Source organism: Bacteroidota bacterium (genome assembly GCA_039714315.1).
Taxonomy (GTDB): domain Bacteria; phylum Bacteroidota; class Bacteroidia; order Flavobacteriales; family JADGDT01; genus JADGDT01.
In genome coordinates this window covers 1-14,936 of record JBDLJM010000077.1, presented here as the reverse complement: position 1 = coordinate 14,936, position 14,936 = coordinate 1, and the positions used below count along the sequence as shown (strand labels likewise).

Here is a 14,936-nt window from a genome sequence, read left to right as displayed (position 1 = left end):
AAAGAGGAAAGATAAAAGAGGAAAGCATGTCCTGACCTGACCGTAGCGAAGGGATAAATGATAAATGTACCTTCAATCAAATGTTGTTTATTACGGTAATCATTTATAAAATGCGTAACTTATTCAATTATTCCTATTTGCATAAGTGATACTGCCAAAGCTGGTAAGATATGAAGACTATTAAGAAGATATTAAAATGGATTATTACAATTGTATTAATTCCTGTTGGGTATTTTCTACTGTCACTACTACTAACATTTATCCCTGTAAATACTAAGGATGATAATTCAGTGAAAAACAAGTCAATTTATTTAGAATCAAATGGAATTCACCTGAATATAATAATAGCCGAAAATCAACTGGATTCTATACTTTTAGACGGTCTAAAACAATCCCAAAACGATAATTTTTATGCATTTGGCTGGGGCGACAGGAATTTTTACCTCAATACACCAACTTGGGATGATTTAACATATAGTACTGCCTGTAGAGCACTGTTTATCAAAAGCTCCGCTTTAATACGTGTAAACAGGTATTCAATAATCCATGGAGATTGGACAGAAATAAAAGTTAATCAAGATCAACTGAATAAAATCAACCGATATATATACAGGACATTTAGTTTAGATTCTCATAATAAAAAGATAAAACTGAATAACAGGGGCTATTCAAATAATGATAATTTTTACGAAGCTATGGGAAGTTTTACCTGTTTTAATACATGCAATAGCTGGGTAAATTCAGGATTAAAGGAAAGTGATATAAAAGCGTGTTTGTGGACACCTTTTGATTTCGGACTTCTTAATATGCATAAAAAATAACTACAGTTATATTTACTTTTAGCAGATATAGAATAGAAATGTTAAACCTAAAGAGTCACGGGGAAATATTTGTGAGATGTAAAAAAAAGTATATCTACCGTAACAGTTAATAAATACTTTTTTTAATTCATTTTGGATAAATTTTATTTGCTATCATATCAGTATTAAGATTATAGTTTATCGTAAAATTATTAAGTCAAAAAATAATAGTAAACGTATTAAAGATCTTATTAAACAAATGAATTATCCGAAAATAGATTTTATTGCGGACTTTTTATAATGATTATTAAATATTGAAAACAGACTTCATATATTAGCAAGGTAAATTATCTGCAAAAAATATGGAGCAAGAACTTATATTTTCAATCATTATATCATTAGCTGTTGGTATCCTCATTGGTTTTATTCTGTTTAGAAATAAGAAAGATAGGGTAGAGCTGGAAGAGAAGCTAGACAATGCATTGGCCGTTAATCAAAATTTGAATTCGGATGTAGCAGTATTTAATGAACGCTTGGAAAACGAAAAAAGTAAATTAGAAATAAAAGAACTTGAATTAGTATCTGCTAAAGACAATTTCGGTGAACTTCAACAGGTAAATCAGGAACTGCTGAAAGAAAACATTTCACTTTCCGAAAAGCAGGCCGGTTTAAATGAAAAGCTGGAAAATCAGAAAAAGGAATTAGAGGGTATAGGAGATAAATTCACAAATGAATTCAAAGTTCTTGCCGATAGAATATTTGAAGAAAAAAGTGAAAAGTTCAGCAAGCAAAATCAGGATAATTTGAAGCTTATCCTCGATCCGTTGGGAAAGAATATCAATGATTTTAAAAGCAAAGTTGAGGAAACCTATGAAAAGGAAAATAAGCAGAGATTTTCTCTCGAAAAGGAGATAGAAAAGCTGGTTGCTTTAAATTCAAAAATTAGCGAAGAGGCCCATAATCTAACCAGGGCTTTAAAAGGTTCTTCAAAAACTCAGGGAGACTGGGGTGAGATGATTCTTGAAAATATTCTTGAAAATTCAGGGCTGACCAAAGGCAGGGAGTATCATGTACAGGAATTTTTGAAGGATGATGACGGTAAAATTTTAAAAGATGAATCAGGAAAAAAAATGCAGCCTGATGTTATTATGAATTATCCTGATCAGCGTAAAATAATTATTGACTCAAAAGTTTCACTGCTGGATTACGAAAGGTATGTGTCGGCCGATATAGTGACAGAACAAAAAGAAAGCCTTACAAATCATATAAGCTCAATAAAGAGACATATTGATATGTTGAGTGCGAAAAGCTATCAGAATTTTGCTAAAGGGCTGGATTTTGTAATGATGTTTATCCCGATAGAACCTGCTTATCTCGAAGCTATAAAACACGATTCAAAACTTTGGGATTACGCATATAAAAAGAGAATCTTATTAATCAGTCCAACGAACCTGATTGCTGCATTAAAGATGCTGTCGGATTTATGGAAGCGAGAATATCAAAATCAGAATGCCTTGGAAATAGCAGAAAGGGGAGGTAAGCTTTACGATAAATTTGTTTCAGTTGTGGAGGGATTGAATGAGATAGGAGCAAGTCTCAATAAAACTCAGGGTATTTTTAACAAAACCATGAATCAGATGTCAGAGGGCAGGGGTAATGTTCTTGGGCAGGTACAAAAGCTGAAAGATCTGGGAGCTAAGACCGAAAAGTCTTTACCTGAAGTAGATTTGACAGATAGTTGATTTTGAGTAATAAAAACTGCCGTAAGGCAGTTTATTAATTAGCAATTAGTGGCAATAAATCAAAAATATCCAATATATTTATATTACTAAACAATCCTAAATGCTAACCCGCAAAAACATCTTCGTAATAATTGGAATCATAACCTTTTTGTTGATTTCAATATTTGCGGATTTAAAACCCGGAGAGCCTGCAATTACCTATACCTTGGCTATTGCTGTATTAATGGCAATTTGGTGGGCCAGTGAGGCTGTTCCGATTGGTGTAACAGCTCTTTTGCCGGTGATACTTTTTCCATTGTTTGGAATAATGGATGGTAAAGATGTTTCCGCTGCTTATATTAATCATATTATATTCCTGTTTATCGGTGGTTTTTTGATGGCAATAGCTATGGAGAAACATAACTTACACCGACGTATTGCCTTAAAAATTTTACTTTTAACAGGAACCGGTTTTGCAAAAGTACTCTTTGGATTTATGCTGGCTACAGCGTTTTTGTCTATGTGGATGTCGAATACAGCTACCGCAATGATGATGGTACCTGTAGCAATATCGATAATTTCTAAATCCGGTGAGTATCTCGAAAAAAATGATGCAGTTAAATACTCTACAGGGCTTTTGTTTGGAATTGCCTATGGTGCTTCCATAGGTGGAATAGCTACATTACTGGGAACTCCGCCAAACCTGTCTTTTACCAGAATCTTTTCTATAATATTTCCTGAAGCCCCTGAAATTTCATTTACCCAATGGTTTGTATTTGCATTACCTATTAGTATGGTAATGTTTTTTATAGCCTGGGTGTTACTGTATTTTATGTATCGCCCGAAAAATGAAGTAAGTGGTAGTGATGAAATTATAGAAAAGCAGTATAGTAAGCTCAAAATAATGAGTTATGACGAGAAAGCTATCCTGTTTATGTTTATTACACTGGCTCTTCTATGGATTTTCAGGGCCGGAGTTAAATTCGATTCCTTTAATATTCCCGGTTGGGTAGAGTTGTTCAATAAACCGAAATATATAAATGACGGTACCGTAGCGATAGTAGTAGCATTTATTTTATATCTGATACCATCGAAGAACCCTAATTACACACGATTACTTGAAACAGGTGACATAGCTAAGCTGCCATGGCATATAGTTTTGTTGTTTGGTGGGGGTTTTGCTCTGGCACAGGGTTTCGTAGAATCTGGATTGGCGATTTGGTTTGGTGAACAACTTCAGTTTATAGGGCAGTTACCTCCATTATTGATAATAGCTTTAACGGCCTTATTGATGTCTTTTTTAACCGAATTGACGTCAAACACAGCCACTACTGAGATGATATTACCAATTTTGGCAGGGATAGCTGTGAAGATTCAGGTAAATCCATTGGTTTTAATGTTGCCCGCAACATTAGCAGCATCACTGGCATTTATGCTGCCGGTTGCTACACCTCCAAATGCTGTGGTTTTTGGAACAAATAAATTGAAGGTGATAGATATGGTGAGAACCGGAGTTTGGTTGAATTTTATCGGTGTGGCAATAGTGACTACCGGAGTTTACTTTTTTGCTATTTATGTTTTCGATATCGATATTACCGAGATGCCGGAATGGGCAGTAATAAACGATTAACTAACTAAAAACAAAGCAAGTTTATGAAGAAAATTATCCTTTTAATAATGTCCATAATAATTTCATCTTGTGGAATGATAAATCAGGTTGATGGTACAGATACAATAGTACATAATAACCAGGATTACAGTGATGAACAAATTGAGAGTTATTTATCATGGCTGGGTTATAAAATTGAAAGTAAAAAGGATAAGAACTTTGTTGCTGTAATTGATATTCCGGAAGAGGAAGGAGCGAAGTTTACTGTTGAAATTAAAGAAAAGGATGGCTCATGGTACTTTAGAGGTATTTATAGCAGTATATTATATTATGATGAAATTCGTCGTGAAAATGTTTATGGGGCTGTTCGGGTTTTTTCAAAATCACAAGGTAATGAATACCTGTATGGCTGGCTTAATTTAGGCAGGGTTGCGGACGGACTTAAATTAAAATACGGTAAATAATAAATTGGCGAAAAGACTAAATTTTAAATTCTTAATAAGAATTTATAGTTTATTATGACACTGTTAAGTGTCCTGATAATTCAGGAAAATAATTCTATGAATTGTAAAAAATATTATTGCTAACAGCAAAATTCCCCGATATTTAATTGAATAGTCTAATGATTAATTGTCCTTTCTTTTGTTTTTACTGCTTATTTAAGTTGTATAAACTAATTGTTTTTAGGAAATAGAGGGGACGTTGTTTTAAAATATTACCTGAAAAGTGTTAAATGTTGATTTTTGATATTAAATGCGGAGATGTGATTATTTTCCGTAATTTTTATTTCTTAAATGAAAAATCAGTTATATTTTTACAGCACTAAACAGAACAAAAGTGATTAAAATAATAGCACATACAAATTCTACATCAACGGAGTATTCTACACGCCGCTGTGCTATGATTTTATACCGCCGCCGCCCTGTGCGTGTATAGGTATTAGTGAATGGTTACGTACCATTTTATTTCATGTTATAGATATTCCAACATAAGTTTAAGAGTAATAGGTTTGACATTAATTGTCAAGATATAATTAATGATTGTTAATTCATAGTTTATGAATATAGACGTATTTGTCAGTGATGCTTCGCATGTTAAGTATGTAAATGAAATACTTGATACTATTGAGACTTCTGCAAATGCCAGGGGAACAGGTATTGCAAAACGTTCATTTGAATATGTTGAGGCAAAGATAAAAGAGGAAAAGGCTGTTATAGCTATTGCTGAAGACGGAAGGTTTGCCGGATTCTCATATATAGAGATATTTCAGGGAGGAAAGTTTCTGGTAAATTCAGGACTTATTGTTCACCCGGATTTTAGAAATTTAGGATTGGCAAAAAAAATCAAGGCTAAAATTTTTAATTATTCTATGGAGTTGTATCCAAAAGCAAAGATTTTTGGAATAACGACAAGCTTACCTGTTTTAAAAATCAATACTGAATTAGGTTATAAACCTGTTACTTTTTCTGAACTACCTCAGGATGATTCCTTTTGGAAAGGATGTAAAACTTGTGTGAATTATGATGTTCTAAAAAGGACAAATCACAAAATGTGTCTTTGTACCGGATTATTATACGATCCTGAACGCAAAGATGATGAGGAAAAGTTCAATTTTGAGGAAAAATCAAAGGTTTTAGCTAGACTTAAAAGAATAAAACAATCGTTGTTTTTAACAGCAAAGAAAATTAAGAAATCAAAGAAATATTTGTTCTTAACATTTAGTAAGTAAAATAAATAATGTTTGATGTTTTATGTCGTATTGAGTGATGAAAAGATCAAAACATAAGATTATAAACAGATGAAAAAGGTAGTATTAGCATATAGCGGAGGTTTAGATACAACATATTGTTTAAAGTATCTCGGAATAGAAAAAGGTTATGAAATTCATACGGTTTTAGTAAATACAGGAGGATTTTCGAAAGAAGAATTAGAGGTAGTTACTGCTAAAGCCCAAGAAATGGGTTCTGTAGAGCATGTGAATTTAGATATAACACAAGAGTATTATGATAAGGCCATTAAATTTATGGTTTATGGTAATGTTCTTAAAAATAACACTTATCCATTATCTGTATCTGCTGAGAGAGTATTTCAGTCTATTGCAATTATTGAATATGCTAAAGAAGTTGGAGCCGATGCTGTAGCTCACGGAAGTACGGGCGCAGGAAATGATCAGATTAGGTTCGATATGATTTTCCAAACTCTGGCACCGGGTATTGAAATTATCACTCCTATTCGGGATATGAAGCTAACTCGAGAAGAGGAAATTAGTTATTTAAAAGAAAAAGGAGTTGATCTGGCATGGGAAAAAGCACAATATTCTATCAATAAAGGTATTTGGGGAACATCTGTAGGCGGTGCTGAAACACTTACTTCGCATAAGGCTTTACCGGATTCTGCTTACCCCAGTCAGCTTACCAAAACGGAGCCGGACACAATTTCAATTGAATTTGAAAAAGGTCAGATTACAGGTGTAAATGGTGAAACTTTTTCTTCGTTAGATGCAATTTTGAAGGTTGAAGAGCTTACGTCAGCGTATGCAATAGGTAGAGATATACACGTTGGAGATACAATTATTGGTATAAAGGGTAGAGTAGGTTTTGAAGCTGCTGCAGCAATTACGATTATAAAAGCCCATCAGGCACTAGAAAAACATACTTTATCTAAGTGGCAACAATACCACAAAGCTCAATTGGGAGATTTTTACGGAATGTTGCTTCACGAAGGACAATATCTTGATCCTATAATGAGAGATATTGAAGCATTCCTCGAAAGTTCTCAAAAATCAGTTACAGGAAGCGTAGAGCTAACGTTAATGCCATATACATTCCAGATAAACGGAATAAAGTCTTCATTTGATTTGATGAGTAACGAATTTGGCGATTACGGAGAAGTAAACAAATTGTGGAATTCAGAAGAAGCTAAAGGATTTATTAAGATTCTTTCTACTTCGAATAAGATATATCACTCGGTTAATAAAAAATAGCATTTAGCTCTTGGCTTTTAGCTCTTGGCAGTTGTCAAAAGCTAACAGCCAAAAGCCAAAAGGCAAAAGCATTATAAAATGATAAAAACAGGTATAATAGGCGGAGCCGGATATACAGCCGGAGAACTTTGTAGAATATTAGTGAACCACCCTGAGGCGGTGATTGATTTCGTTTATTCAACTTCGAATGCCGGGAATAAACTTTCCGATGTTCACGAAGATTTGATAGGAGATACAGAATTAATATTCTCAAGTGAAATTAATAAAGATGTAGATGTAGTTTTCTTATGTCTCGGACACGGAAATTCAAGTGCATTTTTAGAGGCTAACGAGTTTTCTGCAGATACTAAAATAGTAGATTTAAGTAACGATTTTCGTTTGAATGCCGATATGGTATTTCAGGGGAAAGAGTTCATCTACGGTTTGCCTGAAACAAATCGTGAACTTATAAAAAAAGCAAATTATATAGCTAATCCGGGATGTTTTGCAACAGCAATCCAGCTTGCTATTCTTCCGCTTGCATCAAAGCAATTGCTTAAAGACGATTTGCATGTAAATTATGTTACAGGATCTACTGGAGCAGGAGTAAAGCCAATGGCAACAACTCACTTCTCGTGGCGTAACAATAATTTTTCTACATATAAAGAGTTTACTCACCAACATCTTGGCGAAATAGGAGAAAGCATTGTGGAATTACAAGCCGGTTTCGATAAGGAAATTAACTTCCTGCCAAGTCGTGGTGACTTTGCAAGAGGTATTTTTGGAACAATGTACACTAAGTTTGAAGGCACGGTTGAAGAAGCTTACGAGATATACGAAAATTTCTATAAAGACTCAGAAAACGTAGTTGTTTCCAAGAATAAAATCCACATGAAACAGGTGGTAGGGACAAACAAAGGTTTGGTACATCTGGCAAAATACGGCGACAAGCTATTGGTAACATCAACAATCGATAACCTGTCGAAAGGAGCATCGGGGCAAGCAGTTCAGAATATGAACCTAATGTTTGGTTTCGATGAATTAGCCGGATTGAGATTGAGTGCGCAGTATTTTTAGATGCTAGTTCCCGGGTTCTAGTTTCTAGTTTTAAACTAGTAACAGGCAACCAGCAACACTTGCCCTGAGCGAAGTCGAAGGGAATAACCAGTAACCAGTAAAGAAATGAATTTATTCAATGTATACCCACTATTCGACATAACACTTGAGAAAGCTCAGGATGTGTATGTGTGGGATGATAAAGGAGAAAAATATTTGGATTTATACGGTGGTCATGGAGTAATTTCTGTTGGTCACTCTCATCCAAAATATGTAAAGGCAATTCAGGATCAGATTGAGAAAATTGGTTTTTATTCAAACTCTGTTCAAAATCCTTTGCAAAAAGAATTGGCAACTAAGCTTGGAGAGATTTCGGGCTGTGATGATTACAACTTGTTTTTGTGTAACTCAGGAGCCGAGGCAAACGAAAATGCTTTAAAAGTAGCATCGTTTAAAACAGGAAAAGGTCGTGTGATAGCATTTGATAAAGCATTTCACGGACGTACTTCTGCAGCTGTAGCGGCTACGCAAAATCCAAAAATACAAGCTGAGATAAACAAAGGTCATCAGGTTACTTTCTTACCATTGAACGATGAAGCTGCCCTTGGAGTAGAGTTGAAGAAAGGAGATGTTGCTGCGGTAATTATCGAAGGAATCCAAGGAGTTGGAGGACTTGATGAGGGAACAACAGAATTTTTCAAAGCAGTAGAGAAACTGTCAAAAGAAAACGGAGCAATGTTGATTCTCGACGAAATTCAATCGGGATATGGTAGAAGTGGTAAATTCTTTGCCTTCCAGCATCACGATATAAAGCCCGATATTATAACAACAGCAAAAGGAATGGGTAATGGATTTCCTGTAGCGGGAGTATTAGTTCACGATAGCATAGAAGCCAGTTTTGGTATGTTGGGAACAACATTTGGAGGAAATCACCTGGCAATGGCAGCAGCTATTTCGGTTTTAGATATTATCAAAGAGGAAGAATTATTAGAGAATGCAGCTCAGAAAGAAGTAGAATTCAGAGAGTTATTTTCTGATATAGCTGAGGTAAAGCAAATAAAAGGTAGAGGATTAATGATGGGAGTTGAGTTTAATTTCCCTGTAGCCGATTTGAGAAAGAAAGTTTTGTTTGACCACAAAATGCTGACAGGTAATGCCTCAAACCCAAATTTGTTGAGAATCTTACCATCGCTTACAGTTAAGAGCGAAGAATTGAAGAAGTTTAAAGAAGCGTTAGTATCATCGCTATAAAACAACGTCCAGGCGGGTTTAGGTCGGAATGACGTATAAAATAATATTACAATGAAAAATTACACATCCATACAAGACATAGAGAATCTTGACCAACTTGTACAAGAAGCCATAGTATTGAAAAATGCTCCTTTTGAGCACAAACATTTAGGAGAGAATAAAACTCTGGGAATGATTTTTTATAACCCGAGTCTGCGAACGCGTTTAAGCACTCAACGTGCGGGATTTAATCTTGGAATGAACGTAATTGTAATGAATATCGGTTCCGATGGTTGGGCTTTGGAGTTCGAAGACGGAGCTGTTATGAACGAAGGAAAGGCAGAGCACATAAAAGAAGCTGCCGAGGTAATCTCACAGTATTGCGATATTATTGCTATCAGAACTTTCCCCGGCTTAGAGGATAGAGAATTGGATTATTCAGAACCTGTAATCACTGCTTTCAAAAAGTATGCAACAAAACCAATAGTTAGCATGGAAAGTGCAACAGGTCACCCATTGCAGGCCTTGGCAGATTTGATAACAATAGAGGAGCATAAAACAGTTGAAAAACCAAAAGTAGTCCTTACATGGGCTCCACACCCGAGGTTGTTACCTCAGGCAGTATCAAATTCCTTTGTCGAGTTTATGAAAAACTCAAAGAAGGTTGATTTGGTAATAACTCACCCTAAAGGTTATGAATTAGATCCATCAAAAACCGAAGGAGTAGAGATAGAATACGATCAGGATAAGGCCTTTGAAGGAGCTGATTTTATCTATGCAAAAAACTGGAGTTCGTACGAAAATTATGGTAAAGCAGGAGAAGTTGATTATTCATGGATGATTGACGAGGCTAAGATGATAAATACCAATAACGGTAAATTTATGCACTGTTTACCCGTACGTAGAAATGTTGTTGTTGCTGATGATGTAATGGATGGAGAAAGAAATATCACTATTCAGGAAGCGAATAACCGCACATATTCAGCGCAGGTTGTTTTGAAGAAGATACTTGAGAGTGACTAATTGTTTGATGTTTGTAGTTTGATGTTTGTGTTTAAAACATCGAACCCCAAACCCCAAACCCCAAACAGTATAATATGAAAGTAATAAAAATAGGAGGTAATGTAATCGATAATCCGGTAGCACTTGATGAGTTTATCGAAAGTTTTTCTAAAATAGAAGGGCCGAAAGTACTTGTTCACGGTGGGGGAAAAGTAGCGTCTAAGCTGGCAAAAGACATGGGAATAGAAGTGAAGATGGTTGAAGGTCGCCGTATTACTGATGATGCTATGCTCGATGTGGTTACAATGGTTTATGCAGGTTTAGTAAATAAGAATGTAGTGGCTAAGTTGCAGGCAAAAGGTGTTAATGCTTTAGGTTTGACAGGTGCTGATGCAAATGTTTTGTTAGCCGACCGACGTAATCATCCGACTATAGATTTTGGAAATGTTGGGGATGTTAAACAAGGAAATGGGGAAACTATTTTGAAGTTTAGCGAAATGGGAATAATTCCAGTTTTTTCTGCTATTACGCACGATGGGAACGGACAGTTATTAAATACAAATGCCGATACTATTGCTTCGGAGGTTGCTAAATCACTGGCTAAGCTAATAGATACAGAGTTGGTTTATGTATTTGAATTACCGGGAGTAATGAAGGATATTAATGATAAGGAAAGTGTAATAGAAAATATTAACACCGAAAAATATGCCGAGTTAAAAGCTGCCGGAATTGTTGCAGATGGAATGATACCTAAACTTGACAATTCGTTTGAGGCACTCAGTAAAGGAGTGAGTGTAGTGCGAATTGCAAGTACTGATTATGTAAATGATAATACAGCTAAGCATACGAGCTTAGTTCTTTAAATAACTTAGCACCCTTTGCGTAAAAAACTTTGCGGTTTTTGCATGAAACTCAGGTTAGATTTCATGCAAAGTTCGCAAAGAAGATCGCAAAGTTCGCAAAGAGCTTAATTATGAAAATATCAGCATTACAAAATAATGCAGTAGAGCTTTTGAAAAAGCTTATTGCAACACCTTCAATATCGGGAGAGGAAGATAAAACAGCCGAAATTTTGGTTGATTTTCTTGAGTCTAACGGAGTTGAAAAAGTTAACAGAACAGTAAATAATGTTTGGGCTGTAAACAAGTATTACGATGAGAGCAAACCATCGGTTTTGTTCAACTCGCATCACGATACCGTTAAGCCAAACCCGGGATATACACGCGATCCATTTTCTCCTGATGTGGAAGGAGATGTTTTATATGGCTTGGGAAGTAATGATGCCGGTGCTAGTGGAGTATCATTGTTGAGCACTTTTCTTTGGTTCTACGATCGTGAAGATTTAAAATATAATATAGTTGTTGCCATCACTGCAGAAGAGGAAAATTCAGGACCAAAAGGACTTGGGAGTTTACTGGAGTCGGTTTTGCCAAAATTTGACTTTGCAATTGTAGGGGAGCCAACACAAATGCAACTTGCAGTAGCTGAAAAAGGATTAATGGTTCTTGAAGGTTTTGCTCCCGGAAAAGCGGGACATGCCGCCAGAGATGAAGGTGAAAATGCTATATACAATGCGATGAAAGATCTTGAGTGGTTTCAGAGTTATGAGTTTGATAAAGAGTCTAAAGCTTTGGGGAAGGTGAAAATGACTGTCACTCAAATTGAGGCAGGTAAGCAACACAATGTGGTTCCTGCAACTTGTAAATATGTGGTTGATGTTCGTTCAACAGATGCTTATACAAACCATGAGATATTTGATATAATTGATAAGAATACAATTTCGAAAATAGATCCGCGTTCAATTAGGTTTAATCCGTCTTTTATTCCAGAAAATCATCCTATAGTACTGGCAGGACTAAAGCTTGGAAGAACTACATACGGTTCTCCAACTTTGAGCGATCAGGCATTTATTAAACAACCATCCTTAAAAATGGGGCCGGGTGACAGTGCGAGATCACATACTGCCGATGAATACATTAAAATTAGTGAGATTCACGAGGGAATTGAGCTTTATATTAAGATTGTTGGGGAGGTAGTGAGCTAGTTGCCTCTTTATTATTTCTGTAAATAGCTTACAGATATCTTAAAATAATAATTATCTACATATAGAAATGCCCGATTATAAAGTTAATCGGGTATTTTTTGTATGTAAAATACTAATAATGAGACTGGTAGTTTGTGGTAGCGGAGTTTTATATAAAGTTTTCTATATATACGTATTGTATCTGTACTTCAATATGAATATATTTAGAAAAATTTTATAAAAGAAATGGTTGATTAAGTATAAATAAGAAACAAACAAACAGATAATATGTTAAATCTATCAGTATTACTTGAAGATAGTGCGAGGAAATATCCTAATAAGGATGCATTTATCTTCATGGATAAAAAATTGTCTTATGCACAAATAAACGGAGCAGCAAATCAAATCGCTAATGGACTAAGTTCTATGGGTATTGGAAAAGGAGATAAAGTAGCATTAAGCTCTTTAAACCTTCCATATTTTCCAATGGTATATTTTGGAATTTTGAAAGCAGGGGCAAGTGTTGTTCCAATGAGTGTTTTATTGAAGAAAGATGAAGTTGCTTATCACCTTAAAGATTCTGAAGCAAAAGCATATTTGTGCTTCGAAGGAAACGATGTTCTTCCTATGGGGAAAGAAGGATACGCCGGATTTGAACAGGTTGAGAGTTGCGAAAACTTTTTTATGATTACAGCTGATCCAACTCAACCTTCTTCTGTTGCCGATGTTAAAACACTTGGAATGCTGATGAAAGATCAGTCACCGGTATTTGATACTGTTCAAACGGGTGCAGATGATACAGCTGTTGTTATATATACATCCGGTACAACAGGAAGTCCAAAAGGGGCAGAATTATCTCATAGTAACTTATTTACCAATGCAGTTTTGTCGGCAGATCTTCTTAGGGCAACATCAGAAGATGTGCAGTTGATTGTACTTCCATTGTTTCACATTTTTGCAATGACGGTACAGATGAATGCAGCATTATATAGAGGAGCAACAAATATTTTAATGCCGCGTTTCGATGCTGAAGATGTATTAGCTACAATGCAAAAATATGAAGTTTCATTATTTGCTGGTGTACCAACTATGTATTGGGGGTTATTACAATATAAAAACAGCAAATTTGATATAGAAAAAATTGCATCTAATTTAAGAATGGCTGTTTCAGGAGGTGCTTCTTTACCGGTTCAGGTTATAAAAGATTTTGAAGAGAAATTTAATGTAGCTATACTTGAGGGGTATGGAATGTCTGAGAGTTCGCCGGTTGTTACTTTTAACCAGCTGGAAGTTGGGCGTAAGGCAGGAAGTATAGGAACACCGGTTTACGGAGTAGAAGTAAAAGTAGTTGATGAAGAAGGAAATGAAGTTCCACTGGGCGAAAAAGGCGAGCTAATTTACCGAGGACCTAATGTGATGAAAGGGTATTACAAAAAACCTGAAGCCAATAGGGGTGCTCTTAAAAACGGATGGTTACATTCGGGTGATGTAGCTACAAAAGATGAAGATGGTTTCTACTATATTGTTGACAGAACCAAGGATATGATAAATCGTGGAGGTTTAAACGTTTATCCACGAGAAGTAGAAGAAGTAATGATGAAACACGAAGCTGTATCAATGGTTGCTGTGGTAGGGATTCAGGATGAAAAATTAGGAGAAGATACTAAAGCATTCGTAGTTCTTAAGGAAGGTCAGTCTGTTTCGGATAGCGAATTAATAGAGTGGACTAAAGAACGTATTGCTGCCTATAAATATCCAAGACATGTAGAATTTCTGGATGCATTACCTATGAGTGCAACAGGTAAGATTCTGAAGAAAGAGCTTAGAAAATAGAAAGAATAATATCTTATAGAACTCGGGATTAATTTAAGTCCCGAGTTTTTTGTAGAATAATTTCATTTTAAATGGAGTGTAATTAAGAGAAAGTACATTTATGGAAAGTAAAATTTTGGTACTGGATATAGAAACTACAGGTTTTGATCATCGAAGAGATTGTATTTTGGAATTAGGAATGGTAGAGTTGGACTTAACTACAGGAGAGGTAAAAGAATTGTTTGATGAGCGGTTTAAAGAAGCTCATTTGTCAGCCCGTCACCATAATGCATGGATTTTTGCTAATGGATTTATGGATCATGATGATGTTAGAGGTGCTCTGTCGCTTAATAATTATAAAAGTGAAATTCAACAAATATTAGATAGGTATAGAAATAGAATTACTGCCTGGAACAGACCATTTGATATTGATTTTCTAAAAAGCAGAGGATTTGATTTTGGTAAAGATATACCGGATCCAATGAGAGAGAGTACTAAATACTTCAGGCTTACAAAAAGAAACGGCAGTTGTTGTAAATGGCCTACTGCACAGGAAGCATGGGATAAGCTATTTCCCGAAATTGTAAAAATTGAAAAGCACAGAGGTTTGGATGATGCAGTTATGGAGGCGAGAATTATTTATCAACTGGTTAATAGGGGAGTTTATTTGGTATAAATCTCTATAATACTACTTATTAAAGTCTCTTTTTTACTTTAAAAA

General features: G+C 35.3%; 13 protein-coding genes. All 13 read left to right on the top strand.

Annotated features, from left to right (window positions below):
* Nucleotides 1-170 precede the first annotated feature (170 nt).
* The 13 genes from ABFR62_08830 (at nucleotide 171) to ABFR62_08770 (ending at nucleotide 14,891) form a co-directional block, all read left to right on the top strand.
* Nucleotides 171-821 (top strand): DUF2459 domain-containing protein, encoded by a 651-nt coding sequence (locus ABFR62_08830; GenBank protein ID MEN8138526.1) that lies wholly within the window; start codon nucleotides 171-173, stop codon nucleotides 819-821.
* Nucleotides 822-1,162: 341 nt separating this feature from the next.
* Nucleotides 1,163-2,542 carry a DNA recombination protein RmuC gene (gene rmuC / locus ABFR62_08825; GenBank protein MEN8138525.1) on the top strand — a complete coding sequence of 460 codons (1,380 nt, stop codon included), beginning with the start codon at nucleotides 1,163-1,165 and terminating at the stop codon, nucleotides 2,540-2,542.
* A 100-nt stretch (nucleotides 2,543-2,642) separates the two neighbouring features.
* Nucleotides 2,643-4,151: an SLC13 family permease gene (locus tag ABFR62_08820; GenBank protein MEN8138524.1), complete on the top strand. Its 1,509-nt coding sequence runs from the start codon at nucleotides 2,643-2,645 to the stop codon at nucleotides 4,149-4,151.
* Nucleotides 4,152-4,174: 23 nt separating this feature from the next.
* On the top strand, nucleotides 4,175-4,594 hold the full coding sequence (locus ABFR62_08815) for a hypothetical protein (GenBank protein ID MEN8138523.1): 420 nt from the start codon (nucleotides 4,175-4,177) through the stop codon (nucleotides 4,592-4,594).
* Between the two features lie 593 nt (nucleotides 4,595-5,187).
* Nucleotides 5,188-5,859 (top strand): GNAT family N-acetyltransferase, encoded by a 672-nt coding sequence (locus tag ABFR62_08810; GenBank protein ID MEN8138522.1) that lies wholly within the window; start codon nucleotides 5,188-5,190, stop codon nucleotides 5,857-5,859.
* A gap of 69 nt (nucleotides 5,860-5,928) precedes the next feature.
* The gene (argG, locus tag ABFR62_08805; protein MEN8138521.1) at nucleotides 5,929-7,113 is read left to right on the top strand and encodes an argininosuccinate synthase; all 1,185 of its coding nucleotides are present in this window, start codon (nucleotides 5,929-5,931) and stop codon (nucleotides 7,111-7,113) included.
* A 78-nt stretch (nucleotides 7,114-7,191) separates the two neighbouring features.
* Nucleotides 7,192-8,169: an N-acetyl-gamma-glutamyl-phosphate reductase gene (gene argC, locus ABFR62_08800; GenBank protein ID MEN8138520.1), complete on the top strand. Its 978-nt coding sequence runs from the start codon at nucleotides 7,192-7,194 to the stop codon at nucleotides 8,167-8,169.
* A gap of 105 nt (nucleotides 8,170-8,274) precedes the next feature.
* Entirely contained in the window at nucleotides 8,275-9,399 is a 1,125-nt protein-coding gene (locus ABFR62_08795; protein ID MEN8138519.1) for an aminotransferase class III-fold pyridoxal phosphate-dependent enzyme, read from the top strand.
* A gap of 51 nt (nucleotides 9,400-9,450) precedes the next feature.
* Nucleotides 9,451-10,401: an N-acetylornithine carbamoyltransferase gene (locus ABFR62_08790; protein ID MEN8138518.1), complete on the top strand. Its 951-nt coding sequence runs from the start codon at nucleotides 9,451-9,453 to the stop codon at nucleotides 10,399-10,401.
* Between the two features lie 74 nt (nucleotides 10,402-10,475).
* The gene (argB, locus tag ABFR62_08785) at nucleotides 10,476-11,243 is read left to right on the top strand and encodes an acetylglutamate kinase (protein MEN8138517.1); all 768 of its coding nucleotides are present in this window, start codon (nucleotides 10,476-10,478) and stop codon (nucleotides 11,241-11,243) included.
* A 110-nt stretch (nucleotides 11,244-11,353) separates the two neighbouring features.
* Nucleotides 11,354-12,424 (top strand): M20 family metallo-hydrolase, encoded by a 1,071-nt coding sequence (locus ABFR62_08780; protein MEN8138516.1) that lies wholly within the window; start codon nucleotides 11,354-11,356, stop codon nucleotides 12,422-12,424.
* A 267-nt stretch (nucleotides 12,425-12,691) separates the two neighbouring features.
* Nucleotides 12,692-14,236 (top strand): long-chain fatty acid--CoA ligase, encoded by a 1,545-nt coding sequence (locus ABFR62_08775; GenBank protein ID MEN8138515.1) that lies wholly within the window; start codon nucleotides 12,692-12,694, stop codon nucleotides 14,234-14,236.
* Nucleotides 14,237-14,336: 100 nt separating this feature from the next.
* Nucleotides 14,337-14,891 carry an exonuclease domain-containing protein gene (locus tag ABFR62_08770; protein ID MEN8138514.1) on the top strand — a complete coding sequence of 185 codons (555 nt, stop codon included), beginning with the start codon at nucleotides 14,337-14,339 and terminating at the stop codon, nucleotides 14,889-14,891.
* The last annotated feature ends 45 nt before the right edge of the window (nucleotides 14,892-14,936 follow it).